The organism is Pseudomonas sp. ESBL9 (assembly GCF_036668715.1).
GTDB lineage: Bacteria > Pseudomonadota > Gammaproteobacteria > Pseudomonadales > Pseudomonadaceae > Aquipseudomonas > Aquipseudomonas lundensis.
Genome location: NZ_JAZEVV010000010.1, coordinates 66,917 through 92,925, shown reverse-complemented (window position 1 = coordinate 92,925; position 26,009 = coordinate 66,917). Strand labels below are relative to the sequence as shown.

Sequence of the window (26,009 nt, the reverse complement as noted above, 5' to 3'; positions counted from 1 at the left end):
TCTCACTGCCTTCAAATTAATGCATTGACCCTGACTTGAACCAAGGCTCTGCAAAAGAGCCATACTCACGCCCATGACCGTTTACAGGAGCGCCTCACATGTCCACACCCAAACCCTACACGCATATTTTGGTTGCCGTAGACCTGACCGAAGAGTGCGACCCGGTGATTTATCGCGCCAGCGCCAGCGCAGAAGCCAATGGCGCCACGCTGTCTTTGATCCACATCGTCGAACCCATGGCCATGGCCTTTGGCGGGGATGTGCCGATGGACCTGTCACAGTTGCAACAACAACAGTTTGATCAGGCCAAAGAGCGCCTTGATCGGCTGATCGATATCTATCCGCAACTCACAAAAGAAAATTGCAAGCTGGCCTATGGCCAACCCCGACAAGAAATTCACAGTTTTGCCAAGGAGCATCACTGCGACCTGATCGTCGTCGGCAGCCACGGCCGCCACGGCCTTGCCCTGCTATTGGGCTCCACCGCCAACGACGTGCTGCATGGCGCGCCTTGCGACGTACTGGCGGTCAGCCTCAAAAAGCCCGACTGAGCACCCCCCGCGAGCAAAAAAGCCCGACCTTTTGATTAAAAAGGCCGGGCTTTTTCAGTTCAGCGACAGCTCAATCAGGCATCCAGCTCAGCCCAACGCTCCACCAGTTGCTCAAGTTCCGCTTGCAACGCTTCAAGCTTGGCAATCACTTCAGCCGTTTGTGCAGCAGGACGCTGATAGAAGCCCGCGTCAGCCATTTCAGCTTCGACTGCGGCAATCGCCTGCTCCTTGGCATCAATCTCGCCCGGGAGCGCTTCCAGTTCGCGCTGCAGCTTGTAGCTCAGCTTCTTTTTTGCCGCAACAGGTGCCGCCGGCGCTTGCGCGGGAGCTGCTGTGACCACGGCCGAGGTGAGGTCCGCCTTGCCGGATTTGCTTTCAGTCACGCCGAGCAAGCGCGGCGAGCCGCCCTGGCGCAGCCAGTCCTGATAACCGCCCACGTATTCACGCACCTTGCCTTCGCCTTCAAAGACCAACGTGCTGGTGACCACGTTGTCGAGAAATGCCCGGTCGTGACTGACCATCAATACGGTGCCCTTGAAGGTCAGCAAGACCTCTTCAAGCAGTTCGAGGGTTTCGACGTCGAGGTCGTTGGTCGGTTCGTCGAGGACCAGCAGGTTGGCAGGCTTGCTGAACAACTTGGCCAGCAGCAAGCGCGCACGCTCGCCCCCTGACAGCGCCTTGACCGGCGTGCGGGCACGCTGCGGGCTGAACAGGAAATCACCCAGGTAGCTGAGGACGTGGCGGCTTTGGCCATCGATATCGATAAAGTCACGGCCTTCAGCCACGTTATCGATAACGGTTTTTTCCAGGTCCAACTGATGACGCAACTGGTCGAAGTACGCCACGTCGATGCGCGTCCCCTCTTCCACCTTGCCGTTGGTAGGCTGCAAACCGCCCAGCATCAACTTGAGCAGGGTCGTTTTGCCCGTACCGTTGGCGCCCAGCAGACCGATACGGTCGCCGCGCTGCAACACCATCGAGAAGTCCTTGATCAGGAACGGACCTTCCGGGTGCGCGAAGCTGACGTTTTCCAGCACCATCACTTGCTTGCCGGACTTGTCAGCGGTGTCGAGCTGGATATTGGCTTTGCCGGTGCGCTCACGGCGCTCGCTGCGTTCAACACGCAGGGCCTTGAGCGCACGCACACGGCCTTCGTTACGGGTGCGACGCGCCTTGATGCCCTGGCGAATCCACACTTCTTCCTGGGCCAGGCGCTTGTCGAACAGCGCGTTCGCGGTTTCTTCCGCTGCCAGGCTGGCTTCCTTATGGACCAGGAAACTGGCGTAGTCGCCGTTCCAGTCAATCAGGCCGCCACGGTCCAGCTCCAGAATCCGGGTCGCCAGATTTTGCAGGAATGAACGGTCGTGGGTAATGAACAGCACGGCCCCCTGGAAGTCCTTGAGGGCTTCTTCGAGCCAGGCGATGGCACCGATGTCCAGGTGGTTGGTCGGTTCGTCGAGCAGCAGCAGGTCCGGCTCGGACACCAGCGCTTGCGCCAACAGAACACGACGACGCCAGCCGCCGGACAATTCGGCCAGGGTTTTGTCCGCCGGCAATTGCAAGCGGCTCAGGGTGCTGTCGACCAGTTGCTGCAAGCGCCAGCCGTCACGGGCTTCGAGGTCTTGCTGGACGTGCATCAACTTGTCCAGATCGGCGTCGGTGACGATGTTCTGGCTGAGGTGGTGGTACTGAGCCAGCAGCTCGCCCACACCGTCGAGGCCTTCGGCCACCACGTCGAACACCGTCCGTCCGTCGGCAACCGGCAACTCTTGCGGCAATTCGCCAATCTTGAGGCCGGGTGCGCGCCAGACAGAGCCGTCGTCGGGCTTTTGATCACCTTTTACCAGCTTCATCATGCTGGACTTGCCGGTGCCGTTGCGGCCGATGATGCACACCCGCTCTCCACGGGCGATCTGCCAGGACACCTTGTCCAACAACGGCGTAGAGCCGAAAGCAAGGGACACATCGCTGAATTTGAGCAGGGTCATGAGCTTCTCCAAAAACTGGGCGCGCATTCTACCTGATTTGCGCCTTCAGGCGGCCGGCTATTTATTGTTGGCCCTGCGCTTGCCTCCATTCAGTCGCAAGTTTCACCGCTGGGCCTGCAAGGCGTTCACGCGCTGCTGGCAAAAGGCTAAGCTACGACTCAATCAGTGCCGGGCTCCCCCTGCACACACCGCGTTTTTCATCTGTACGGAAGCCCCATGCGCAGTCGTCTCTTCAACTTTTTGTCCTGCCTGCTTCTCACCAGTTGCGCCGTGCAAGCCGCACAGGCCGCAGACCTGACCCAACAACGCCAACTGTACGACGAGGCCAAACGCGCCTTGGCCAAAGGCGATTCCGGCCCCTACTTCCGAAATGCCGATGCCCTGCGCAGCTACCCGCTGACGCCGTATCTGGCCTACGACGAACTCACCGCCCGCCTGAAAAGCGCCAGCAACGCTGAAATCGAGCAGTTTTTGGCGGCGCATGGCGACCTGCCGCAAGCCAACTGGATGAAACTGCGCTGGTTGCGCTGGCTGGCTGATCGCGGCGACTGGGCGACCTTTGCCAAGTATTACGACCCCAAGCTCAACTTTACCGAGCTGGACTGCCTGAACGGCCAGTACCAACTGGCGCACAACCAAAAAGCCGAAGGTTACGCCAGCGCGGAAAAACTCTGGCTGGTGGGCAAAGCACAACCGGCGGCGTGCGACGCCCTGTTCAGCCAGTGGGCCGCCGACGGCCAACTGACCGAACAAAAACGCTGGCAGCGGGTAAAGCTGGCGGCTGAAGCCCGCAATTACGGCCTGGCCACCACCCTGGCTAACGGCCTCAACACGCTAGGCCCACAAGCCAAAGTGATGATTGAAGTGGCGCAAAAGCCCGATCTGCTCAGCCAACCATCGCGCTTTCTGCCAGCCAGTGAGGCCATGTCTGACGCCGTAGGCCTGGGCTTGCGACGTTTAGCGCGACAGGACCCTGAGAAAGCGGCAGCACTGCTCGACACCTACGCCACCAACATGCATTTCTCACGGGATGAAAAGGTCGCCATCGCCCGTGAGATTGGTCTGACGTTTGCCCGCCGCTATGACAGCCGCGGCTTGGACATCATGACCAAATATGACCCCGAGCTGCGCGACAACACCGTCACCGAATGGCGCTTGCGCCTGCTGTTGCGCCTGGCACGCTGGGAAGATGCCTATCAACTGACCCGCCAATTGCCGCAGGATCTGGCCACCAGCAACCGCTGGCGCTACTGGCAGGCGCGCAGCCTGGAGCTGGCCGAACCGAAAAATCCGCAAGCGCAAGTGCTGTTCAAAAATGTGGCCCGCGAACGTGATTTCTACGGCTTCCTGGCAGCCGATCGGGCGCAGACCCCTTATCAGCTCAACAACAAACCGCTGGTGCTCAGCCCGCAACTGATTAACAAAGTGCGCAACACCCCCGGGGTACAGCGCGCACTGGAATTTCATGACCGCGGGCAAATCGTCGATGGCCGCCGTGAGTGGTATCACGTCAGCCGCCACTTCAATCGCGACGAAATGGTGGCGCAAGCCAAATTGGCCTACGACCGCAAATGGTATTTCCCGGCCATTCGCACCATCAGTCAGGCGCAGTATTGGGACGATCTGGACATCCGCTTCCCGATGGCGCACCGCGACACCCTGGTGCGCGAGGCCAAGGTGCGCGGCTTGCATTCCAGTTGGGTATTCGCCATCACCCGTCAGGAAAGTGCCTTTATGGATGACGCGCGTTCCGGTGTGGGCGCAAGCGGATTGATGCAATTGATGCCAGCCACAGCCAAAGAAACCGCCAGAAAATTCAGCATTCCGCTGGCATCGCCCCAACAAGTGTTGAACCCGGACAAGAACATCCAGCTGGGCGCCGCCTACCTGAGTCAGGTGCATGGCCAGTTCAACGGCAACCGGGTATTGGCTTCAGCGGCGTATAACGCAGGCCCGGGCCGTGTTCGCCAATGGCTGCGGGGCGCCAACCACCTGGGCTTTGACGTGTGGATTGAAAGCATTCCCTTCGACGAAACCCGCCAGTACGTGCAGAACGTGTTGTCGTACTCGGTGATCTACGGTCAGAAACTCAACGTGCCCCAGCCTCTGGTGGACTGGCATGAGCGGTATTTTGACGATCAGTGACCGCGGGTAATCCCCTGCAGGAGCGAGCGCACCTGCAGGGGCAACGCGTTATTCCAGCACAGTCACCGGCATGCCGACCTCCAGCAGGCCGTGGCTGTCGTTCACCAGGTTCTGCCCGAACATCGTGCCGCCTTCCTGCTTGCGGTAGCTCATCAGGGTATTCAAGGGTTCACGCTGGGCGTCACGCTCGCCGGTGTGCGGATCAATGGTGGTGAGGATGCAACGCGAGCATGACTTCACCACGCGAAACTCCACCTCGCCAATACGCACACGCTTCCAGCCATCTTCGGCAAACGCTGCACTGCCGGAGACAACGAGGTTGGGACGAAATCGCAGCATCTCCAAAGGTCGACCGACCTTGTCTGAAATGTCGTCGAGCGATGCCTGACCAATGAGCAACAACGGGTAACCATCGGCGAACGCCACTTTGTCGTCATCGCGGCCATAACCGGACTCGGTGGTCCGCGCCCGCTCCAGCGGCACATGCACCAGCCTCACGCTCTGGTTGATAAAGTGGCTCAACCACTGCGCCGCCTCATCGCCTGCATCGGGCACACGCAACGTGTCGCGCCAAATGGTCACACCGCGCAGGTCACTGTCGGCCTGAGGCAACGGCACGTCCAGCGCCTCAAAACCTTCGGTCGTCAGCGTCAGGCCGCCATTGGCATTCCACAAGGCCGAGAGTTGGCTCATCTGCGGGTGGGAGCGCTGGGTCAAAAAGCGCCCGGAGGCTTCATCCACCAGCATCCAGCGTCGATCACCCTCTACGCCCAACGTGTCCAGGCGCACCTGAGACAAGCTTTCGCCTTTGCCGGACTTGAGCGGGAATCGGTATATCGAACTTAGCTGCAGCATGAATCAGCTCCCTGCGGATTAAAAACGCCACAGTATACGAGCCGATCCTGCGTGCAAAGAATCAGGCGGGCACTTGATCCAGCATCAGACGCTGACGGACCACATCCACCAGTTTGTCCGGCTGGAATTTGGACAGGAAATTATCACAGCCCACCTTCTTGACCATGGATTCGTTGAAGCTGCCCGACAGCGAGGTGTGCAGCACCACGTATAGACCGCGCAGGCGCGGATCGTTACGAATCTCAGTGGTCAGGCGATAGCCATCCATCTCGGGCATTTCAGCATCGGTGAAGATCATCAACAGCTTGTCGGTCATGACCTGCCCGGCATCTGCCCAACCCTTGAGCATGTTCAGTGCCTTGAGGCCATCGCTGGCCACGTGCATCTTGACCCCCAACTGCGAAAGGGTTTCGCGCAATTGAGACAGGGCGACTTTGGAGTCATCGACCAGCAGCACTTCGCGGCCCCGCGCATGCTCCAGGATCGGATCTTCGAGCTTCTCGCGCGAGACCTTGGCGCTGTAGGGCACGATTTCGGCCAGCACTTTTTCAACGTCGATAATCTCGACCAGTTGCTCATCGACCTTGCTGATGGCGGTCAGGTAATGCTGACGCCCGGCGCTGGTGGGCGGAGGCAGGATGGCTTCCCAGTTCATGTTGACGATGCGGTCGACCCCGCCCACCAGAAACGCCTGAACCGAGCGGTTGTACTCGGTCACGATGATCGTACTGTCAGGACCGGGCACCAGAGGCCGCATACCGATGGCCTGCGACAAATCAATCACGGGCAGGGTCTGGCCACGCAGATTCACCACACCACACACAAACGGGTGTCGCTGCGGCATCAGGGTCAATTTGGGTAATTGCAGAACCTCTTGCACCTTGAACACGTTGATCGCGAACAGCTGCCGACCCGCCAGACGGAACATGAGAATTTCCAGTCGGTTTTCACCGACCAACTGGGTGCGCTGGTCTACCGTGTCGAGAATGCCGGCCATGAATAACTCCTGGGCGTGGGGGCTGAGTGTGTGGGGTCTGTTTGCGTTTGTTCGCAGCGGCGACGAACACCCGCCCTGCGCCATGCCTGGCTAAAGGTGACCCAGCGACGCTGGCTTACATTGAAACAGGAACAGACCCTAGCCTTATCGGCAGCAAAATCAGGACCTTGACCCCCTGCGCCAAACCGCCACACAAAGTGATGGCACTTTAACATCATCTAGTGCCATTATTGCTGCCTGCGCTTGACCCGAGCCCCCCTCACCTTTCTCCCTCGCGGGCCCCTCCTAAGGGATTCCCTGAGCAGCACTCAGGAAGGCCCTGATATTCGTGCTATTCGATTGCCATTATTGTGACCCCCTTCGCATTATATGAATCACGGCAGGAACTTTTTATTACTGAAACAGCGCTGTCTTGTGCCGTGAGGTGCATATCTGCGCACCGTGCTTTTTAAAACTTCCGAAGCGAACACATCCACTGCTTACACCCAAAAAGTTGCACTTAAATTCACCCAAAACGCTGATCCAGTTGCCATGCTCATGGGTGGCTTTTGCACGATGAGCCCGGACATTTACTTAAAAGGCGTTCCAGAAGAGTGAGAATAAGCATGTTCAATGGCAATGACCGGCCATTAGCGCTAGCCGACTTTTTAATCGAAGCTCAGGTGTTATTGACCACCGCAGAAGAATGCCTGACTCACTTGCGACTGATTCACCACGACGAAGACGCGATCGACTGCATGGTCAAGACCCTCTCCAGGCTGGAGAAACGCGCCAAAGCGTTGACCATCGCGCCCATTGCAGGCTTTTGCCAAACCCTGCGCAGCTTGCTCAGGCAGGCAAGAAACCTGGGCGCCCTGCACGAACCAACGGTCGAGATCCTGAAGGACTGCTTCAGTCTGCTGGCCTGGCAGGTTGAGTTGATAGACCCCCACACGGGCCAACTGACCCTCGATGACAGTGAACAAAAGCTGCTGATTACCTCTTTCACCGAACAGATCGAAGCCATGCAAACGGCTCCGCCGCCCCTCGGCTAGCCTCGTCCGCCCGCCTTCTCCCGGTCCATTTATTCAACGCCCGGCAGAAAGACAGCGTGCGCTGAATACATCATATGTCGATCATCTTGTAAGTTAATTCGCATATCAGACTATAGGCGCCGTTCAGGTGTTTGCAGTTAAGCGCCAACTAAGCTATCGACTTATTTCCTATTTAAGCGCGCACGCAAAACCTGTAATACGCCAACTAACACCGCTGGGCAGGGCGCCATTTAAATTGCGTCAAAGGCGACCCGCTTTAAATGAAGTGATACCATGCGCGCCGATCGTTGAGCCGGACGTCTGTGTCGCAGATCCGTTCAGGCTTCGCATCAGCCATGAACGTTGATCCCGTTAACTCTTTACCTGCCAGCCATCTGCCAGGTCCTTCAGCGAACACCTTTGGCTCCACACGCTATGCACGCCAGTCTCAAGTCATTCAAGCCTTTGTGCCCAACGGGTAAAACCGCTCGCCGGCTGACGGCAGCGCTTTGTCTTTGCTCTGCACTTTCAAGCCTCATCGTCTACTGGACCTGCGACGCATTGCCCACCCCGTTGATGCTGCTCGACCTGACCGCCCTGGCCAGCGTCGGGTGGCTGCTGCGGGACTCGCGCCACGCCATCCAGCTGCAACCCAAAGAACTGGCGGCCCGGATGATCGAAGTGCAGGAAAACGAACGCCAGCACTTGAGCCGCGAACTGCATGACGACATTGGCCAATTGCTGACCGCCGCCACCCTGCAAACCCACTGGCTGCAACGCCGGGTTCCCGACGACTTGCAAGCGCACTGCCTGAGCCTGTGCACGTTGCTGGAAGAAACCCTGACCAAGGTGCGCGATGTGTCCGCGGCGTTCAATCCACGCCAGATTGCCAGTCTCGGTATCGAAGTCAGCCTGCGGGCACATTTGATCAAGACCCTCGAAAACGCTTCGCTGGGCTGGACCTTCGAGTGCCACCCGCGTTTGAGCGATATTCAGGAGGAGATGGCGGTGGTCATCTTTCGCGTCACCCAGGAGTCCGTCACCAATGTGCTGCGCCATGCCAGGGCCAGCAACCTGCTGGTGCAACTGCGGCGCCAGGCTGACGGCCTGCAGTTGAGCGTGCGCGATGATGGCGTCGGCTTTGTCCCCGCCTGCAACCCCGCAGCGGCCGGGCAACGCGGCATGGCCGGGATGCTGGAACGGGTCGCGCAACTCGGTGGCACCCTGCGCGTGATCAGCGAACCCGGCGCGGGCGCCCACATTGACGTGTTATTGCCCTGGCCCCGGCGCACGCGGCAACGGGCACAGCTAGGCCCAACCTCATGACCTGCAATCTGCTGCTGGTGGATGACCACCTGTTGATTCGCGCCGGGGTCAAGGCGCTGGTCAACGACTTGCCGGGCTACGCGGTGATTGGCGAAGTCGAGGATGGCGGGCAACTGGTGGAGGCCGCCGAGCGACTTCAGCCGGACATCATTCTGCTGGACTTGTCGATGCGCCATACCGGCGGCCTCGAAGCCCTGCGTCAACTCAAGGCGGTTCTGCCACACAGCAGCGTGCTGATCCTGTCGATGCACACCGACCCGCACCTGATCATGCAAACCCTGGAAAGCGGCGCCCACGGTTACCTGCTCAAGGACACCAGTGCCGTGGAACTCGAACAGGCGCTGGGCGCGCTGCGCAACAATGAGCGCTACCTGAGCCCGGCCATTGCCCATACCGTGATCAATCAGGCGCTCAACCGCGGCCCTGACCCGTGCGCGACCCAGGCCCGGCAGCACAACCTGACAGAGCGTCAACTGGAGATCCTGCGCCTGATCGTGCGCGGCAAGTCCACCCGCGAAATTGCCTGCGGCCTCGGCCTGAGCATCAAAACCGTCGAAACCCACCGCGCCCAGGTCATGAAGCGTTTGCAGATCCATGACGTGGCCGGGCTGGTGCTGTTTGCCGTACGCGAGCAAATCATCAGCCTTGATGACTGACCAGCGGCGAATCGTCGGGCAAATGCACCTGCAAAGCGCCCTGACGCACTGAGAACCGGCTCGCTTCCTGCGCCATCGGCTCGCCGTCGAGGTTAATCGACAGCCCTTGCGCCGACGTGATTTTCACCCATGGCAGGCGTGCCCGGACAAACAGGTTGTCCATGCCCCAGCCCCCTTCCATCAGGCCCTTGAGGGTGCCGACCACTTCCTGCGGTGCAGGCAAGATGCTGATGTCCAGCAAGCCATCATCGGCCACCGCCGAGGGGCACAACTCATGGCCGCCCCCGGCCTGACGACCATTCCCAATGCCCAGCGCCAACAGATCGCCTTTCCAGTGAAAATCGGGGCCTTGCAATTCAGCGTAGGCCGCGTGCAACTCACTGAAGCGTGACAGGCCGGTAAACAGATAAGCCGCCCCGCCCAGCACCTTTTTCAAGTCCTCGGACGTATTGGCCGTCACCTGACTGCCAAAGCCGCCCGTGGCCATGTTCAAGAACAGTTCGCCGTCAGCATCGCCCAGGTCAATGCGCCGGGTCGGGGCATCCAGCAGTGCCAGCGCGTGCAGTGGCTCCAGCGGTACCCCGGCAGCCCGCGCAAAATCGTTGGCAGTGCCCAAGGGCAGCAGCACCAGACTCGCCTGCGCATCCGCTTTGGCCATCGCCTCGGCAATATCACGCAGGGTGCCGTCTCCCCCTCCGGCAATCAGGTGGGTATACCCCGCGTCGAGCGCTTCGTGCACCAGACGCTGCGCATCCCCCGCTTCCCAGGTCAGCCGCACGGCCAGCTCCCAGCCTTGCGCCCGCTGGTGTTCAACAGCAGCCCGCACGTCTTCGTTGAGTGCCTGCTTGCCATGCAAGATTAAAAAGGCCTTTGCTGCGCTCATTCATCGTCCCTCAAACAGTGAGTCTGGTGGGTTGGACAACAGCCAGATGAAAACGGCCTGTTGTTTTTTTAAAAGCGCATCGGCCCGGTCTACACGGCTCAAAACACGATTGAAAAACGGATCCAAAAATTTGTATTCGCGACAATCTGTTTCAAGTTCTTTACTACTGTTCATTCGCTGATACAGCCCCGCCTGACGCCTGCCAAACGCCGGAATACAAGGGTTTCAGCTTTGTTGTCACACAAAAAACAATCGCGTCTACACTGCTGATCAGACGCAAAACGTCAAGTAAAGAGTGATCAAAAACCACCGCAGATTCAGCGTCTGCTGGCTATCTGACGTAAAGCAGCATGGATGAATGGCATTGCTTTGCAGTCCGCGCCGTCGACAGGGGGCGCGATTAAGAAGGGATCCTTATGCGCTTGCAGCCCGTTGACAGCTTGTCCCTCACCCGCCCGAGCATGGTCGAGTACTTCTTGTTCGCCATTCGCGTGGTGCACGGCCTCACCGCCATCCTGCCCGGCCTGTTACTGCTGTTTTATTTGCGTGAGCAGCACCCGGAAACCACCAAAAGCTATTTCGCCGTGCTGATATTTTTCGGGGTGGTGAGCGTGCTGTTTTTCCAGGCGCTGGGGGTCTACGCCGAAAACATCTTCAGCAACCGCTGGCGCCTGCAACTCACCTTGTTCGCCTGGTCGGCGGCGTTTTGCCTGCTGTTGTTCATGCACCGCGCGCTGGACCTGTTCAACTACATCAGCAACGCCGAATTACTGGTGTGGTACCTCGGCAGCCTGCTGCTGTTCGGGGTCGAGCGGATGATTTTGCTGACCCTGTTCAAACGCCTGATGAGCCGCGGGATCTTCTTGCAACAGGCGGTCATTTTGGGTGCCACCGAAAACGGCGTGCGCCTGGCCGAATACCTGGCCCAGCATCAGGACATCCGCAGCGGGGTGATCGGTTTTATCGATGACCGCATGGCCCGCCTGCCCGACACCGTGGCCCACCTGCCGGTGCTCGGCAATACCCAGGACCTGGAAAAAATGATCCGCGAAGAGCGCGTCACGCAGATTCTGGTGGCGCTGCCCTGGTCGGCTGAAAACCGTCTGGATTACATCATCCGCAACCTGCGCAAGTTCCCGGTGAACGTACTGCTGGTGCCGGACATGATTGCCTTTCGGCATGCCCACAACCGCATCAGCGAAGTGGCCAATCTGCCGATGTTCAACGCTTCCGAAGTGCCCTTGCGCGGTTGGTCGCCGGTGTTCAAGCGCATTGAAGACATGGTGTTGTCGAGCGTCGCACTGATCCTGCTGTCGCCGGTCATGCTGCTGGTGGCGCTGGCGATCAAACTCGATTCGCCGGGCCCGGTGCTGTTCCGGCAAAAGCGTTATGGCTACAACAACCGGTTGATCGAAGTGTTCAAGTTTCGCTCGATGTACCAGAACCAGTCAGACTTCACCGCCGACAAACAAACCACCCGGGGCGACCCGCGAGTGACCCGGGTCGGGCGTTTCATCCGCAAGACCAGCCTTGATGAACTCCCGCAACTGTTCAACGTCTTCGCCGGCAGCATGTCCATGGTGGGTCCGCGCCCGCACGCCACGGCCACCAAGGCCGCCGGCATTTTGTTCGAAGAAGCGGTCCAGGAATACACCGCGCGCCATCGGGTCAAGCCCGGCATCACCGGCTGGGCGCAGATCAACGGGTATCGCGGCGAAACCGACACCTTGGAAAAAATCGAAAAACGTGTCGAGTTCGACCTCGAATACATCGAAAACTGGTCGGTCTGGTTCGACCTGTACATTTTGTTCCGCACGGTTCCGGCGGTCATCCTGACAAAAGAGGCGTTTTGAATGAGCACACTCATTCCGTGCATTATCGCCGGCGGTGCTGGCACACGACTGTGGCCTGTTTCACGGGAGGCCATGCCCAAGCCGTTTATGCGCCTGCCGGACGGTGAAAGCCTGTTGCAAAAGACCTTCTGGCGCGCCACTGGCTTGCGCGATGTGGGCCAACTGCTGACCGTGACCAACCGCGAGGTGTTTTTTCGCACCCTCGACGACTACCGGCAACTGAACAAAGGGGGCGTCGAATTGGACTTCATCCTCGAACCCTTTGGCCGCAACACTGCCCCCGCCATTGCCGCCGCAGCCCTGCACGTGGCACAGCGCTATGGCGAAGACGCGCAATTGCTGGTACTGCCTGCCGACCACCTGATTAAAGACATCGAGGCGTTCGCCAAGGCCGTCGACAATGCCCGCCAATTGGCCGATGAAGGCTGGCTGGTAACGTTTGGCATCGTGCCAGCCAAGGCCGAAACCGGCTTCGGCTACATCGAAAAAGGCCCTGCGCTGAACAGCGAAGCCTATGAAGTGGCCCGCTTCGTGGAGAAACCCGATGCCGCCACCGCACAGCAGTATCTGGACGGCGGTTTGCACCTGTGGAATGGCGGCATGTTCTGCATGCGCGTCGACAGTGTGCTGCGCGAGTTCAAGGCCTACGCCCCCGACGTACTGGCGGCGGTCAGCCATTGCCTGGAACACAGCCAGGTATTTCAGGGCAAACAGGAAATCCACCTCGAACTGGACAGCACCACCTTCGCCCTGGCGCCGGACATTTCCATCGATTACGCGTTGATGGAGCGCTCGAAAAAGGTCGCCGTGGTGCCCTGCAATTTGGGCTGGAGTGACATCGGCTCGTGGGAAGCGGTGCGCGAACTCAGCCCGGCTGACGCCAATGGCAATCAGTGCAACGGCGAAAACGTGCTGCATGACGTACACAACTGCTACATCGATTCGCCCAAGCGTCTGGTGGGCGGGGTCGGGCTCAATGACCTGATCATCATTGACACCCCGGACGCCCTGCTGATCGCTGACGCCAAGCGCAGCCAGGACGTGAAATACATCGCCCAGACCCTCAAGCGCCAGGGCCATGACGCTTATCGCTTGCACCGCACCGTCACCCGGCCGTGGGGCACCTACACCGTGCTCGAAGAAGGCCGCCGCTTCAAAATCAAACGCATCGTGGTCAAGCCGCAGGGCACGTTGTCCCTGCAAATGCACCACCACCGCAGCGAACACTGGATCGTGGTCAGCGGCATGGCCAAGGTCACCAATGGCGACGATGAATTTCTGCTCGACACCAACGAATCCACCTTCATCAAACCCGGCAAGACCCACCGTCTGGTCAACCCCGGGGTGGTTGACCTGGTGATGATCGAAGTGCAGAGCGGCGAATACCTGGGGGAAGACGACATCGTGCGTTTTACTGACATCTACGGACGTGTGCCGGTCGACGCCAGCAAAAACTGACTCAGGTTTTCCATTTGCCCAACACCCGCAAGGGAGCTGTGACCATGCATGCCAGGAAGCGCGAACAATGAAAAAAATCCTGTTGCTGTTGAGTGCCGTGTTGTTGAGTGCGTGCGGCTTGCCGTCCAAAGTGACACTGCCGGACGATGACGTCCTGCGCGAAGGCCACCGCGCCGGGCAAGCCCTGGCCGGAAAACCCTTACCCCTTGAACGCATCCGGGCAGGCGACACCTTGCGCATTGTGCGCAACACCGGGGAAGCGCCGTCGATCTCGGCATTCACCGCCAATTCGATCTACGAACTGACCCTGTTCAACGTGCGCACCGACGGCACGTTTTCTTACCCCTACATCGGCAGCGTCAAGGCAGCGGGCTTGACCCCCGACCAACTGACGGCCGTGCTGGAGAAGAAGCTGACCCACGTCTATCAAGACCCGTCGCTGACCATCAACTTCTCGCAAACCCCGAGCAACACCGTGTACGTAGGCGGCGCGGTGCAAAACCCGGCCACCCTGCAAGTCAACATCGCCACCACCCTGGAACAGGCCATCGTCGGCGCCGGGGGCGTGCTGCCCGTGGGCGACAGCAACAACGTGGCGCTGCTGCGTCAGGAAGACGACGGGCGCTACAACACGTATTTCTTCGATTACAAAAACTCCATCGCGCGGGGCAACAGCATGCAGGCACCGGTTTTGCTGCAGCGCGGCGACGTTGTGTTTGTGCCCAAGTCGTCAGTGGGCAATGGCATCGAGTGGGTCGACCTTTACCTCAACCAATTGATTCCGTTCACCAAGTCAATTGGCATCGGGGCGTCCTACGAACTGCGTAAAAACGACAATAACTAATCGCCAAAGGACTGCAGACATGATCAATATCCGTTCCTTCCGCGATGTGTTGCGCCTGTTCTTCATCTTCAAACGCGAAGTCAAAATCACCGTGCTGGTGACCTTCATCATCATCGTGCTCGGCGCGTTCCTGTTGCCCAACCGCTTTGAGTCCACGGCTTTACTGCTGGTCAAACCCGGCCGCGACACCAGCACCCTGCCGATCGAAATTGCCGACCGCCAGGCGGTGGTCATCCCCAGCGCCATGCGCGACCCGATCATCGACGAAGAACGCATCCTTACTGGCCGCCCGATCGTGCGCAAGGTGGCCGAAAAGTACCTCGATGACCTCTCACGGCAGCCACAGCCCACCGGCCCCATGGCGACGATCAAAAACGCCCTGAAAGCCACTGTGCAAGGGCTGGTCGACATCGGTCGCGGTTTTCTGCAAATGCTCGGGCTGGTGGAAAAGCAAACCCCGGTCGAGCGTCTGGCTGAGCAGTTGAGCAAAAATTTCAGCGTCACCCACGCCCCCGGCTCGTCGGTCATGGAGGTCAGCTTTACCTGGAATGACCCCAAGGTCGCCCAGCAGGTGGTGAAATCGTGGATCGACCAATACGAGCAGGAACGCACCTCGACCATGGGCCGCAAGAGCCTCTACGGCTTCTACGAAACCGAAGCGGCCGCCACCCAGGCACGCATTCTCGATTACCAGCGCCAGATCGAAAAAATCCTTAACCAGCTGGGCGCCGTCAGCATCGATGAACGCCTGAGCGACATCGCCCGCAACCTTAATAACCTCAAGGGCGAACACCTCAACACCACCCGCGCCGTGGCCTCCACCCAAAGCGGCCTGGAGACGATTCAGGCGCAGCTCGACAGCATGAAAAAAGAGATCAGCATCGGCCGCCAAATCAGCATTAACCCAGACCGCCAGGACTTGGCCCAACGCATCAACGCCAAGCTGATCGAACGCCAGGAAATGACCCGCACTTTCAAGGAGACCGCCCCGCCGGTCAAAGCGCTGGACGCGGCCATCGCCAACCTGCAAGCACTGCTCAACAAAGAAAAAGCGGTGGTACAACGCAGTGAAAACCTCGCCCCCAACCCGGTCTTTACGCGCTTGCAAAACAGCTTCGCCGATCAGCAGGCCAGCCTGAGCCGCCTTAAAACCCAGGCGGCCCAGCAAAAAGTGCAGCTTGAAAAACTGGAACAGGACCGCCGCGAAGCGCTGGCGCTTGAGCCTGAGCTGTCGCGCTTGCAACGCGAGCTGGCCGCCGCCGAAAAAAGTTTCGCGCTCTACAGCGACAGCACTGAAAAAGCACGCATTGACCGTGAACTGGACAAGAGCCGCATCAGCAACATCGCCGTGATCGAACAAGCCACGCTCAACCCCAACCGTGTCTTTCCCAAGAGCCTGTTGATGCTGTTTCTGGCCCTCCCGGTCAGCCTCGCGGTCGGCCTGCTGGCGCTGTATTTCTTTTACTTGCTGGATCAACGCATTCACGACGGCGACCACATCGAAGAGCGCTTCGGGGTCAAGGTCTGGACCAGCCTGCAAGACCTCAGCGACAACCAGCCCCAGCGCCGCAGCGCCTTCACCGCCAGCATGTACCGGCTGTATGGCGTGCTGCCGCTGGAGCAAGTGGCCGAGCGCGGGCTCAGCATCGGCCTGACCTCGGCGCGCCGGGGCGAAGGCGTGAGCTTTGTGATTGAGCACCTGCGCCAGTTGCTGCAAGAGCGCGGCCATCAGGTGCGCGTCGAAGGCACCGGCCCTGCGGCGCCGGGGGAAATCCTGCTGCTCAACGCGTCGGGGTTCTTCTCCAATCAGGAAGCCTTCGTGATTCTGCGCCAGGCCGACTTGATCTGCCTGATCGTGGAGGCCGAAAAAACCACCGTGCCGATCCTGCAAACCGCGCTCAACACCTTGAACACCGCGTTCAAGCGCGTGGACGGCATCATCATCAACCGCCGTCGTTTCGACATCCCGGAAAAGGTGTTGAACTTTCTGGCGCGGATACGGGGTAAAGCCTGATGCACATCGCCCTGCTGGCGCCTTTGGCGCCCGAACAAAACGGTATTGCCGACTACGCAGGGCACCTCAAGGCCGCCCTGTTGAGTCAAGGCGTTGAAGTGAGCACGCCGCTGGCCGGGATCGGCAACGACCCCGAACGCGCCCTGCAACGGGTGGCCAGCACTGACTGGCGCGGCATCGATCTGGTACATGCCGAGCTGGGTGGCGGGCGCCTGGCAGAGTTCCACGCCCTGCGTGCCTTGCGCGAACGCTTCCCCACACTGCCGCTGACGGCCACCGTGCATGACCCGGAGCGTCTGGTCTGGCGTCGCGCCCGGCTGCCATGGCCGTTATCACTGGCCAGCCGCCTGCCGTCACCGCTGCCGCAAATGGCCACCGTACTGGCCGACCCGTTGTGTCTGTATGAAGAACGGCAACTGGCCCGCAGCCTGACGCGCCTGGTCACCCTCACGCAGTCGGGCAACGACTGCCTGAAACAGCGCATGGGCCTGCGCAACGAGCAAATGGTGGTCATTGCCCATGGCAACTTGCTGATCCCGCCTGCGCCACTGCCTGATCTCAACCCGCTGAAGCTGTTGTATTTCGGCTTTATTTATCGCGGCAAGGGCATTGAGGATTTGCTCGAAGCCCTGGCCATGACCTTCATGCACAAGCCCGAACTCAAGCAACAACTGACCCTGACCCTGGCCGGGGGCAGTGAACCCGAAATGGCCTTCGAGTCGGGCGGCAGTTACCTGCACCTGTTGCGCCAGCGCATCGAGCAATTGGGCCTGGAAAACAGTATCGCCTGGCGCCTCGACCTACCAGCCAGCGACATTGCGACGGTCATTCAGGACCATCACGTGATGGTCCTGCCCTACCGCGAGTCAAGCAAGCTCAAGCTGTTGGGCCAATTGCGCGGCACCAGCGGGGCGTTGTCATGGGCCGCGGCCTGCGGGCGCGGGGTGATTACCTCGGACGCCCGTTCATTTGCCGAGGAAGTCGACCACGGCAACGGGGTGATTTACCCCCAAGGCAACGTCGCCGCGCTGGCCGCCGAGCTGGGCCATTTATGTGCCGACCCGTTGATGGCGGTACGCTGGGCCGAGCACGCCCAACAGATTGGCCAAGAACGCGTCTGGAGCGAAACCGCCGAGCGTTTTCACCAGATGTTCAAATCCGCCTGCTGGGGACGTACCCATGTGGCGTAAACCTGTGTTCTGGCTGCCCGCGCTGCTGATCGCCGTGATCGGGGTCAGCCTGTTGCCATGGAGCCCGCCCGTTGAAGCCCAGGGCACGACCTTGCGCGGGCCACGCCCGGTGGAATGGAAAGACTTTTTGGGGGTCAACGCGCAGTTTCAGTACTTCCCGCAGCCGGTGTATGAAAAACAGATGCAGCGCCTCGATGAGCTGGGGCTGGACTGGGTGCGCCTGACGATCCACTGGGCGATGATCGAACCCGAAGAAAACCAGCTGCAACTGGCGCCGCTGGATGGCGTGATGCAAGCCATCCGCGCTCACCAGTTCAACACCTTGGCCTACCTGGTCGGCTCAGCGCCGTTCGCCAGCAGCGTGCCCCCCGGCGAGCCCACCACCGACCTCTACCCGCCGAGGGATTTTTCCGTGTTTGCCCGGCACATGCTGATGCTGGCGCAACGCTACCCAAACGTGAACGTCTGGCAAGTCTGGAACGAGCCCAACATCATGTGGCTGCCCCAGGCTGACCCGGCCGAGTATTACCGCCTGCTGACCACCACCGCCAAGGCGATCCGCGACGTGCGGCCCGAGCAAAAAGTCGCCACCGCCGGGATGGCGTATTACAGCCAGATGCCCAAGCAATCGGGCCTGATGCTGGAAAAAATGCTCGAACAAGGCTTGGCCCAGCAAAACCTGATCACGGCCTACCACCCCTATTCGCAGTACCCGGAGGGCGATACCCCCGCCGACAATGACTTCCTGACCCGCGCCAACTTCCTCAACAGCGCCTTGCACGCTAAAGGCATTGCCCAGGTGTGGGCCACGGAATGGGGCTGGTCGAGCTACAACGGCCCGCAAGAAATGCAACTGCTGATCGGGGTCGATGGCCAGTCCGATTACACCTTGCGGCGGCTGGCGCTGATGAGCGCGATGGATTTTCAGCGCATCTTTTTGTTCAACCTCAGCGACCTCGACAGCCGCGCCAGCCCGCGTGACCAGTACTACGGCTTGCTGGACCTGCAAGGCAATCCAAAGCCCGTGTATGTGGCGTTGCAGAACTTCTTCAAGGTCACCGGCCCGCGTCTGGATCCGGCCGACGCGCCGCAAGTCGAGGGCGCGCCCAACGACCTGTACAGCATTGGCTGGACCCGGGACGACGGCAAACGCCTGTGGATGTTCTGGAGCGCCAGCGGCGATCAGGTGCAGTTGCCGGGCGTGACCCGGGCCACCCTGTACAACCCGCACACGGACACTGAAACCCCGTTGAGCGACGTGACGGCGATCAGCGTGCCGCTCACATCCAGTTTGCAACTGTTGGTATGGACGCCATGAAAATACTCTGGACCCTGCCCTATCTGCCCTGGCCAACCACCAGTGGCGGCAAGACACGCCAATACCATTTGCTGCGCAGCCTGGCCGCGCGCGGGCACCGGATCACCTTGCTGGTGCAATCTAAAACCGCCCTCGACGCCGCCACCCGCGCGGCCCTTGAGCCGTTTCTCGAGCGCTTGATCGTGCTCAGGCGTCGCCCCTTACGCAGCTTTAAAACCCTGCTGGCCGTGGCCTTGGCGCCCTACCCGATGCTGGCCGGCATCAACGGCGTGACGGCCCCGCTGGAACAGCAAGTGGGGCAACTGTTGCAAGAGCCGTGGGACGTCATCCAGATCGAACACAGCTACAGTTTTCAGCCGTTCGAACGTGCGCTGGCGGCCGCCGGACGCGACTTTATTCTCACCGAGCACAATGTCGAATCCGCCCTCGGGGCCGCCAGCTACGACCGTTTGCCGGGCTGGCTCAAGCCGTTTACCTCCTATGACCAGTGGCGCTACCGGCGCTGGGAAAAACGCGTGTTCGGGCTGGCCAAAGAACTGATCGCGGTCACCGAACAGGACGCACAGGTGATGCGCCAACTGACCCGCACGCCGGTGTCGGTGGTGGTCAATGGTGTCGACAGCGGGCATTACGCCCAGGTGCAACCGGACCGGCACAGCCAGCGCCTGCTGTTTGTCGGCAATTACGAATACCACCCCAACGTCGATGCCGTGGAATGGGCGCTGGACAGCATCCTGCCGCAGCTGTGGGCGCTCAACCCACACGTGCGTTTTGCCGTTTGCGGCTTTGGCCTGCCTGACCGCTGGCGTCAGCGCTGGACCGACCCGCGCATTGAATGGCAAGGCTTTGTCCCGGACTTGCGCGATTTACAGCGGCAGGCCGCCGTCTTTTTTGCCCCGTTACGCCAGGGCGGCGGCTCCAAGCTCAAAGTGCTCGAAGCCATGGCCGCCGGTTTGCCGGTGGTGACCACCGGGCAAGGCAGCTCGGGGTTGAAGGTCATCAACGGCGAGCACTATCTGGGCAGCGAACACCCGCAAGAATTGGCCCAACTGTTGAATACGGCACTGAGCGATCCCGCCCTGCTGCAACGTATTGGCGAGGCCGGACGCGCTTACGTCAGGGCCGAGCATGATTGGGCGGTGGCCGCGGCCCAGCTGGAACAGGTTTACACCCGTCTTCCCTCCTTAAAAGAAGAAGTCAGCGTATGCGCATAGGTCTGGATTACCGCCCCGCCGCGGGCTATGGCAACAGTGGCATTGGGCGTCAGGCGCTGGCGCTGGAAGCGGCGTTGCGCGCACACCCCGAGGTGCAATTGCAGTTGTTCGGCGTCGCCCCAGAAGATCACCCGCTGCGCCGCCGCGTCCATTGCCCGCGCTGGGGGGCGCCGCTGCAAAGCGTGCACCGGCTGCCCGGCCGGTTACGTTTTGAAGGCGGCTTCCTGCCGGGCGCCCTGCGCGAAGCCGGGATTGAAATTCACATCTGCAACTTCAACATGGGCTTGCCCCTGGGCGCCAAACCCCACGGCATGCGCTATGTGCTGCAACTGCACGATTTGTTCCAGCTGACCCACATCAACCACCACGGCTCTCGTCTCAAAGAGAAGGTCTACCGCACCAGCGACCAACTCTCGATCGGGCATTCGATCAAGGTTGCGGACCGCATCTGGACGCCCTCGCAATACACCGCGGATGAAGTGGTCAAGCGCTTCCCCGGCGCCAAAGACAAAGTGCGGGTGCTGCCCAATCTGGTCAGCGGCTTTGTCGGTGAACCGGCCGATATCAGCGAACTCAACCTGCCTGCGCGCTATTGGCTGGCAGTCGGCACCCGCGAGCCGCGCAAGAACATTCCCTGGCTCGTGAAGGCCTGGCAGGCAGCGCGTCAGCGCTCGCAACAGGTGCCGGAGCTGGTGCTGGTCGGCGCCCGGGAACACCTGCCTGAGCCCTTGCAGTCATTAGCCGGCCTGCATTTTGTAAGCGACCTGACCGACGCCCAACTGCACGCGGTGTACCAACACGCCGAACGCCTGTGGCAGCCTTCTTATGCCGAAGGGTTCGGCCTGCCGGTAATTGAAGCGTTGAGTGTCGGCACCTCGGTGGCCGTGGCCAGCGGCTCGGCACTGGATGAGATCACCCCGGCGCAGAGCCCTCGCTTCTCCCCCACTGACACCCAGGCCCTCACCGGGTTGATGGTGAGCCTGGCCAGTCAGGCCCCGGAAGACCCGCAGCAGATGAAAGCCTGGGCCGGCCGTTACGCGGACGAGGCTTACCGCGAGCGTCTTTATGCGCTGCTGGAGGAGCTTCGCTAATGCCTTTGGCGCTTCCGCTGGCGTTGATATTCAGCCTGCTGTTCGGGCTGATGGCCTGGGTGCTGCCGCCGCTCAGCGTGATCGTGTTGATGGTCGGCATCGCGGGGGTGGTGACGGTGCTGCGCCATCCGCTGTGGGGGCTGCTGCTGTTTGGCGTGCTCGCGACGTTTTTACCCTACACCACGGTCAATATCGGCTTTCGCACCACGGTGTCGGAGCTGCTGATCCTGCTGGTGTGGGGCAGCGTGCTGGTGCAAAAGCTGCTCAATAACCTGCCTCCCGCCCCCACACTGCTGCGCACCGAACGCTGGGTCCTGGCGTTGATGCTGTTCAGTGCCTTGCCGTTTCTGGTCGGCCAGTGGATGGTCAGCGCTGAAGGCAACGGGCCGGTCAATTGGGTGCGCTGGCTGCTGAACCTGTCGGTGCTGTTTTTGGTGCCACGGCTGCTGGAGACACCCAAAGCCCGCGAGCAGATGGTGATCGCGTTGCTGCTCGGCACGTTATTGCTGTTGCTGCTGTCGATCCCGGTGTACCTGCGGGACCGTTCTGCCAGCGGCATTACCTCTATCCTCGGCCACTTGGGCTATGGCGGGGTGAGCATGCTCGACGACCGCTTGCAGTCCTTTACCACGCGCATGAGTTCGCCGTGGATGCACCCCAACGTGACGGGCGGCGCCATGGCCTTGTTGGTGCCGTTGGCCCTGTGCTTCGGGTTTACCCGGCGTGGCTGGCACAGGCTGCTGGGGGTCAGTGTCGGCCTGCTGGGGGTGCTTGCACTGGCCATGACCGGCTCGCGCGGGGCGTTGATCAGCATGATGGTGGTGCTGATCTGGTGCGCCAGCCAACGCGTCCCCTACACCGGGCGCATGCTGCTGGCCGGGGTCGCAGCGGTGGTGGTGCTGTTGCTGGTGTACCCGCCGTTGCAAGAACGCCTGGCCGCCATTTTCTCCACGGCCGACACCGGCAGCACCAGTGTGCGCCTGGATGAATACCGGGCATTTCCCAACGCCATCGCCGCCTTTCCGCTGGGCATCGGCTTCAAGGTGGAGGCCGGGTTGGCAGGCACGGGTTTGCTGGGTATTTCCAACCTGTTCCTGAACTTTATGTACAAGCTCGGCCTGCCCGGTATGTTGCTGTTCATCGCGGTGATCGCCAGTTGGTGGCGCAGCGTGCGCCCGCGGCACACGCCCATCGCCCTGACGGCCGACACTTCAATCTGGTTCGGCACCACCGTCGGCCTGCTGGCTGCGCTGGTCAGCGGCCTGTTCGATCACTATTTCAGCTTCACTCAGGTGTTGATCGCCTTGTTCTGGCTGATGCTCGGCTTGAGCCTGCATGAAGCCCAGCGCCTCACACACAATGCCCCGGCGCCTTTTTCAGGAGTTCGCCCATGAAGCACCGTCTCTTTCACTCGCGCAACCTGCGTCAGGCCTTGCCCGAGTACGCCGAGAAAATGGGGGTCAGCCTTGAAGATCTGACCAACGCCTACGACTGGATGCTGGCCAATGACGTGTGCTTCGAACAGCCACTCAAAGGCGACACGTTGTGCTTCATCAGCTACCTGAACATCGAGCCACGCATCGAACCACCGCTGGCCCGACGGTTTTATGCGTTGCTGGGCCGCGAACTCAAAGGTGCGCTGATCCCGCTGTACGGCAAAAACTGGCCGACCTTGCGCGACCGCCTGCTGCGCGGGTGGGAGCTGGCCTACAACATTCTGATTTGCAAAATCCCCAGCCATACCGTGCGCCTGCTGTGGCTACGCGCGGGCGGGGCGAAAATCGGCAAAGGTTCGACGGTCTGGCGCAACACGGAAATCCTCGGCGTGGACAGCTTGCGCATCGGCGACGACAGCACCGTGGGCTGGCATTGCCAACTGGACGCACGGGGCGGACTGATTATTGGCAACCATGTGACCATCGCCTCGCACGTGCTGATTATTGCGGGCGGGCATGACGTGCAAGCGCCCGAGTTCTGGGCCATTGGCGGCCCGGTCTACATTCGCGACTACGCCTGGATTGCCAGCCGCGCCCTGCTCTCCTTCGGTGCCGACATCGGAGAAGGCGCCGTGGTGGGTGGCAACTGCGTGGTGTCCAAACCGGTGCCACCCTACGCCATCGTCGGTGGCCCCGATGCCACCATCAAAGGCGAACGCTGCCGCAACCTGAACTACAAAGTGGGCGGCAAAGGCCTGTTCACGTTGTTTCACTAGGGCCGGGCCATGTTCGGATCGACCCTGTGGCTGACCCTGGCAACCCTCACCGGACTCGCGGCGGGGTTCGCCCGCGAATGGTTGTTGGTGGCCGCATGGGGCGCGGGCGGGCGCAGTGACGGTTTTCTGGTGGCCATGTTTCTGCCCGAAGCGTTGCGCATGGCGCTGGCCGCCGGCTTGTTGAGTGCCGCCGCCTTGCCGCTGTACCAACAACGCACGGCGCTGGAGCAACGTGCCTGGCTCGGCGCGTTGGCCCCGCGTTTGTTGCTGTGCGGCCTGCTGCTGAGCGGGATTCTGGGGGTGGGTTCGCTGCTGTGGGTGCGCTTGATCGGCCCCGGCCTCGACAATCAGGGCTATGAACTGGCCAGCCACAGTTTGCGCATTTTGGCGTGGTGCGCGCCGGGCTTTGTGCTGCACGGCTTGTTTTGCGTGCCCTTGCAAGCCCGTTCGCGGTTCGTGCTGGCCGGGCTCGGATCGCTGCTGTTCAACCTGCCGCCGGTGATCTATCTGGCCTTCTTCAAGCACCAGTCCACCGCCGAGGGGCTGGCCAGCGCCTGCGTACTGGGCAGTGTGCTGATGCCGTCGGTGATGCTCCTGCCGCTGTACCGCGACGGCTGGAAACCCTGGCAGATGCAGGCCGCGCCCGGTGCCAGTCGCGAACTGCTGCAACGCATCGGCCCCTTGTTGAGCAGTAACCTGGCCAGTCAGGGGCTGGCCTTGCTGGAGCGGATGGTCGCATCGCTGCTGGGCGAAGGTTCGGTCACGTGGATCAACCTGGCGCGCAAGCTGATTAACCTGCCGCTGATTGCACTCATGAGTCTCAACCAGGTGTTACTGGGCCTGATGAGCGGCAGCTCGGGCGAGCAACGCCTGGGCCTGCTGCGCAAGGGGCTGGCCAGCGCCACCTTGCTGACCGTGCCCGCCGTGGCCGGACTGATTGGCGCTGCCGGCGCGCTGGTGCACCTGCTGCTGCCCAATCAGGCGGCCGACAGCCCCTTGCCCGAGTTGCTGGGGTGGTTTTCGGTGCCCTTGATGTTCGGCGCATGGAACGCCCTGCTCGCCCGTTATGCCTACGCGGCCGGTGATACGCGCCTGCCGCTGACCTGCGAGTTGATCGGCAGCCTCTTCAACGCGATCCTGCTGGCCGTGTTGCCCTGGTTTTTCGGCCTCATCGGGATCGCACTGGCGGCGGTGGGGGGCGTGGTGCTCACCGGCCTGCTGCTGATGCGCCGTCAACACCTGCTGGCTGACGTGCCATGGCGCAGCCATTGGTTGCTCGGGCTGGGCATGATGCTGCTGTCGGCCGGGCTGTTGCACCCGTTGCAGTCCATCTGGCTGCAATTGGGCCTGAGCACGGCGTTCGGCGCGTTACTGATGCTGGCCCTGGCGCTGTGGTTACGCCCGTGGCGCACTGACAACCCGGAGGCCCCATGACTGAGCCGCTCACCATTGCCTGCATCATCCCGACTTACAACGGTCGTCAGGAGCTGGAGCGCCTGCTCGACTCGCTGGCGCGCCAGCGTATCGAGTTCGACACTTTCATCGTCGACTCCAGCTCCCGCGACGGCACCTTCGAACGGGCGCAGGCACGCTGCCCGAACGTGCTGCGCATCGACAGCAAGGACTTCAACCACGGTGGCACGCGGCAGATGATGGTCGAGCGCCACCCGGATTACGCGGTGTGCGTGTTCCTGACCCAGGATGCCTATCTGGAGGACCCTGACGCGCTGGCCGCCATCGTTCGCCCGTTCAGCGACCCGACGGTGGGCGCAGTGTGCGGGCGACAGTTACCCCACCTGGACGCCGTGCCACTGGCGCAACACGCGCGGCAGTTCAACTACCCGCCCCACTCGCAGCTCAAAAGCCTTGCCGATGCGCCGCAGCTGGGGATCAAGACCGCGTTCATGTCCAACTCGTTTTCCGCCTACCGGCGTGAAGCCTTGCTCGCAGTGGGTGGTTTTCCCAACCACGTGATCCTCTCGGAAGACATGTACGTTGCCGCCAAAATGCTGCTGGCGGGCTGGAAAGTCGCGTACGAGGGCCAGGCGTGCTGTCGGCACTCCCACAATTACTCGCTCAAGGAGGAATTTCGCCGCTACTTCGACATCGGGGTTTTTCAGGCCCGCGAGCCCTGGATCAGGCAGGCGTTTGGCGGAGCCGGGGGTGAAGGGCTGCGCTACGTGAAATCCGAACTGCGGTTTTTAGGGCCGCGACGCGTGTTCAGTTGGCCGGGTTCGCTGCTGCGCAATGCAGTCAAACTGGGGGCCTACAAGCTCGGTCAGCAGGAGCGGCATTTACCCCCTCGCTGGAAGAAAAAACTCGGCATGTACCAGCGCTATTGGGACGGGCCGTTTGCCTGAATCGCGCGATGGCTGCGTCACTGGCAGCCATCGCGTGGTGC

The 26,009-nt window shown here is 61.0% G+C and carries 21 protein-coding genes; 17 read left to right on the top strand and 4 right to left on the bottom strand.

Going from position 1 to position 26,009, the window contains the following annotated elements; genetic code table 11:
• The first annotated feature begins 98 nt into the window (after positions 1–98).
• A complete protein-coding gene (locus V6F78_RS21185; protein ID WP_047275652.1) occupies positions 99–551 on the top strand; it encodes a universal stress protein in 453 nt (150 codons plus the stop codon).
• A 74-nt stretch (positions 552–625) separates the two neighbouring features.
• On the opposite strand, the gene V6F78_RS21180 is transcribed toward V6F78_RS21185, so the two are convergent.
• Positions 626–2,539, bottom strand: a complete 1,914-nt coding sequence (locus tag V6F78_RS21180; RefSeq protein ID WP_048376947.1) for an ATP-binding cassette domain-containing protein — start codon at positions 2,537–2,539, stop codon at positions 626–628.
• A gap of 216 nt (positions 2,540–2,755) precedes the next feature.
• Between V6F78_RS21180 and V6F78_RS21175 the strand changes: the two genes are divergently transcribed.
• A complete protein-coding gene (locus V6F78_RS21175; protein ID WP_047274019.1) occupies positions 2,756–4,684 on the top strand; it encodes a transglycosylase SLT domain-containing protein in 1,929 nt (642 codons plus the stop codon).
• A 48-nt stretch (positions 4,685–4,732) separates the two neighbouring features.
• Here V6F78_RS21175 and V6F78_RS21170 read toward each other — a convergent pair whose 3' ends face one another.
• Both V6F78_RS21170 and V6F78_RS21165 read right to left on the bottom strand, forming a co-directional pair.
• Positions 4,733–5,539, bottom strand: a complete 807-nt coding sequence (locus tag V6F78_RS21170; protein ID WP_332728170.1) for an MOSC domain-containing protein — start codon at positions 5,537–5,539, stop codon at positions 4,733–4,735.
• 61 nt (positions 5,540–5,600) lie between these two features.
• Positions 5,601–6,536 (bottom strand): chemotaxis protein CheV, encoded by a 936-nt coding sequence (locus V6F78_RS21165; RefSeq protein ID WP_047274015.1) that lies wholly within the window; start codon positions 6,534–6,536, stop codon positions 5,601–5,603.
• A gap of 605 nt (positions 6,537–7,141) precedes the next feature.
• Between V6F78_RS21165 and V6F78_RS21160 the strand changes: the two genes are divergently transcribed.
• The 3 genes from V6F78_RS21160 to V6F78_RS21150 all read left to right on the top strand — a co-directional run bounded on the left by V6F78_RS21160 (position 7,142) and on the right by V6F78_RS21150 (position 9,531).
• On the top strand, positions 7,142–7,570 hold the full coding sequence (locus tag V6F78_RS21160; RefSeq protein WP_047275646.1) for a hypothetical protein: 429 nt from the start codon (positions 7,142–7,144) through the stop codon (positions 7,568–7,570).
• Positions 7,571–7,984: 414 nt separating this feature from the next.
• Positions 7,985–8,875, top strand: coding sequence for a sensor histidine kinase (locus V6F78_RS21155; RefSeq protein ID WP_332728168.1), 891 nt, complete (start codon positions 7,985–7,987; stop codon positions 8,873–8,875).
• Complete coding sequence (locus V6F78_RS21150) at positions 8,872–9,531, top strand: response regulator (RefSeq protein WP_047274009.1); 660 nt, start codon at positions 8,872–8,874, stop codon at positions 9,529–9,531. The genes V6F78_RS21155 and V6F78_RS21150 overlap by 4 nt, the downstream gene beginning before the upstream one ends.
• Here V6F78_RS21150 and yegS read toward each other — a convergent pair.
• The gene (yegS, locus tag V6F78_RS21145) at positions 9,515–10,414 is read right to left on the bottom strand and encodes a lipid kinase YegS (RefSeq protein ID WP_047274007.1); all 900 of its coding nucleotides are present in this window, start codon (positions 10,412–10,414) and stop codon (positions 9,515–9,517) included. The two genes, V6F78_RS21150 and yegS, sit on opposite strands and share 17 nt — an antisense overlap.
• Positions 10,415–10,830: 416 nt before the next feature.
• Between yegS and V6F78_RS21140 the strand changes: the two genes are divergently transcribed.
• From V6F78_RS21140 to V6F78_RS21085, 12 genes are all read left to right on the top strand, one after another.
• Positions 10,831–12,267 (top strand): undecaprenyl-phosphate glucose phosphotransferase, encoded by a 1,437-nt coding sequence (locus V6F78_RS21140; protein WP_047274005.1) that lies wholly within the window; start codon positions 10,831–10,833, stop codon positions 12,265–12,267.
• The gene (locus tag V6F78_RS21135) at positions 12,268–13,725 is read left to right on the top strand and encodes a mannose-1-phosphate guanylyltransferase/mannose-6-phosphate isomerase (RefSeq protein ID WP_332728166.1); all 1,458 of its coding nucleotides are present in this window, start codon (positions 12,268–12,270) and stop codon (positions 13,723–13,725) included. It abuts the gene before it with no gap.
• 67 nt (positions 13,726–13,792) lie between these two features.
• On the top strand, positions 13,793–14,569 hold the full coding sequence (locus V6F78_RS21130) for a polysaccharide biosynthesis/export family protein (RefSeq protein WP_047274001.1): 777 nt from the start codon (positions 13,793–13,795) through the stop codon (positions 14,567–14,569).
• Between the two features lie 19 nt (positions 14,570–14,588).
• On the top strand, positions 14,589–16,583 hold the full coding sequence (locus V6F78_RS21125) for a GumC family protein (RefSeq protein ID WP_332728165.1): 1,995 nt from the start codon (positions 14,589–14,591) through the stop codon (positions 16,581–16,583).
• Positions 16,583–17,773 carry a glycosyltransferase gene (locus V6F78_RS21120; protein ID WP_169839821.1) on the top strand — a complete coding sequence of 397 codons (1,191 nt, stop codon included), beginning with the start codon at positions 16,583–16,585 and terminating at the stop codon, positions 17,771–17,773. Before V6F78_RS21125 ends, V6F78_RS21120 begins: the two co-directional genes overlap by 1 nt.
• Complete coding sequence (locus tag V6F78_RS21115) at positions 17,763–19,091, top strand: cellulase family glycosylhydrolase (protein WP_332728163.1); 1,329 nt, start codon at positions 17,763–17,765, stop codon at positions 19,089–19,091. The genes V6F78_RS21120 and V6F78_RS21115 overlap by 11 nt, the downstream gene beginning before the upstream one ends.
• Complete coding sequence (locus tag V6F78_RS21110) at positions 19,088–20,305, top strand: glycosyltransferase family 4 protein (RefSeq protein ID WP_047293053.1); 1,218 nt, start codon at positions 19,088–19,090, stop codon at positions 20,303–20,305. Before V6F78_RS21115 ends, V6F78_RS21110 begins: the two co-directional genes overlap by 4 nt.
• Positions 20,296–21,396, top strand: a complete 1,101-nt coding sequence (locus V6F78_RS21105; RefSeq protein ID WP_047293051.1) for a glycosyltransferase family 4 protein — start codon at positions 20,296–20,298, stop codon at positions 21,394–21,396. The genes V6F78_RS21110 and V6F78_RS21105 overlap by 10 nt, the downstream gene beginning before the upstream one ends.
• A complete protein-coding gene (locus tag V6F78_RS21100) occupies positions 21,396–22,790 on the top strand; it encodes an O-antigen ligase family protein (protein WP_332728161.1) in 1,395 nt (464 codons plus the stop codon). The genes V6F78_RS21105 and V6F78_RS21100 overlap by 1 nt, the downstream gene beginning before the upstream one ends.
• On the top strand, positions 22,787–23,608 hold the full coding sequence (locus V6F78_RS21095; protein WP_048376928.1) for an acyltransferase: 822 nt from the start codon (positions 22,787–22,789) through the stop codon (positions 23,606–23,608). The genes V6F78_RS21100 and V6F78_RS21095 overlap by 4 nt, the downstream gene beginning before the upstream one ends.
• A gap of 9 nt (positions 23,609–23,617) precedes the next feature.
• Positions 23,618–25,042 (top strand): lipid II flippase MurJ, encoded by a 1,425-nt coding sequence (locus V6F78_RS21090; protein WP_047293046.1) that lies wholly within the window; start codon positions 23,618–23,620, stop codon positions 25,040–25,042.
• The gene (locus V6F78_RS21085) at positions 25,039–25,968 is read left to right on the top strand and encodes a glycosyltransferase family 2 protein (protein ID WP_047273984.1); all 930 of its coding nucleotides are present in this window, start codon (positions 25,039–25,041) and stop codon (positions 25,966–25,968) included. Before V6F78_RS21090 ends, V6F78_RS21085 begins: the two co-directional genes overlap by 4 nt.
• Positions 25,969–26,009 lie beyond the last annotated feature (41 nt).

What these genes read in the sequence shown, in the direction of transcription:
- V6F78_RS21170 (WP_332728170.1), bottom strand. Translation starts at nt 5,539, where the DNA reads ATGCTGCAGCTAAGTTCGATATACCGATTCCCGCTCAAGTCCGGCAAA.
- V6F78_RS21175 (WP_047274019.1), top strand. Translation starts at nt 2,756, where the DNA reads ATGCGCAGTCGTCTCTTCAACTTTTTGTCCTGCCTGCTTCTCACCAGT.
- V6F78_RS21125 (WP_332728165.1), top strand. Translation starts at nt 14,589, where the DNA reads ATGATCAATATCCGTTCCTTCCGCGATGTGTTGCGCCTGTTCTTCATC.
- V6F78_RS21105 (WP_047293051.1), top strand. Translation starts at nt 20,296, where the DNA reads ATGCGCATAGGTCTGGATTACCGCCCCGCCGCGGGCTATGGCAACAGT.
- V6F78_RS21140 (WP_047274005.1), top strand. Translation starts at nt 10,831, where the DNA reads ATGCGCTTGCAGCCCGTTGACAGCTTGTCCCTCACCCGCCCGAGCATG.
- V6F78_RS21155 (WP_332728168.1), top strand. Translation starts at nt 7,985, where the DNA reads ATGCACGCCAGTCTCAAGTCATTCAAGCCTTTGTGCCCAACGGGTAAA.
- V6F78_RS21180 (WP_048376947.1), bottom strand. Translation starts at nt 2,539, where the DNA reads ATGACCCTGCTCAAATTCAGCGATGTGTCCCTTGCTTTCGGCTCTACG.
- V6F78_RS21160 (WP_047275646.1), top strand. Translation starts at nt 7,142, where the DNA reads ATGTTCAATGGCAATGACCGGCCATTAGCGCTAGCCGACTTTTTAATC.
- V6F78_RS21100 (WP_332728161.1), top strand. Translation starts at nt 21,396, where the DNA reads ATGCCTTTGGCGCTTCCGCTGGCGTTGATATTCAGCCTGCTGTTCGGG.
- V6F78_RS21115 (WP_332728163.1), top strand. Translation starts at nt 17,763, where the DNA reads ATGTGGCGTAAACCTGTGTTCTGGCTGCCCGCGCTGCTGATCGCCGTG.
- V6F78_RS21120 (WP_169839821.1), top strand. Translation starts at nt 16,583, where the DNA reads ATGCACATCGCCCTGCTGGCGCCTTTGGCGCCCGAACAAAACGGTATT.
- V6F78_RS21135 (WP_332728166.1), top strand. Translation starts at nt 12,268, where the DNA reads ATGAGCACACTCATTCCGTGCATTATCGCCGGCGGTGCTGGCACACGA.
- V6F78_RS21165 (WP_047274015.1), bottom strand. Translation starts at nt 6,536, where the DNA reads ATGGCCGGCATTCTCGACACGGTAGACCAGCGCACCCAGTTGGTCGGT.
- V6F78_RS21085 (WP_047273984.1), top strand. Translation starts at nt 25,039, where the DNA reads ATGACTGAGCCGCTCACCATTGCCTGCATCATCCCGACTTACAACGGT.
- V6F78_RS21095 (WP_048376928.1), top strand. Translation starts at nt 22,787, where the DNA reads ATGAAGCACCGTCTCTTTCACTCGCGCAACCTGCGTCAGGCCTTGCCC.
- V6F78_RS21150 (WP_047274009.1), top strand. Translation starts at nt 8,872, where the DNA reads ATGACCTGCAATCTGCTGCTGGTGGATGACCACCTGTTGATTCGCGCC.
- yegS (WP_047274007.1), bottom strand. Translation starts at nt 10,414, where the DNA reads ATGAGCGCAGCAAAGGCCTTTTTAATCTTGCATGGCAAGCAGGCACTC.
- V6F78_RS21130 (WP_047274001.1), top strand. Translation starts at nt 13,793, where the DNA reads ATGAAAAAAATCCTGTTGCTGTTGAGTGCCGTGTTGTTGAGTGCGTGC.
- V6F78_RS21090 (WP_047293046.1), top strand. Translation starts at nt 23,618, where the DNA reads ATGTTCGGATCGACCCTGTGGCTGACCCTGGCAACCCTCACCGGACTC.
- V6F78_RS21110 (WP_047293053.1), top strand. Translation starts at nt 19,088, where the DNA reads ATGAAAATACTCTGGACCCTGCCCTATCTGCCCTGGCCAACCACCAGT.
- V6F78_RS21185 (WP_047275652.1), top strand. Translation starts at nt 99, where the DNA reads ATGTCCACACCCAAACCCTACACGCATATTTTGGTTGCCGTAGACCTG.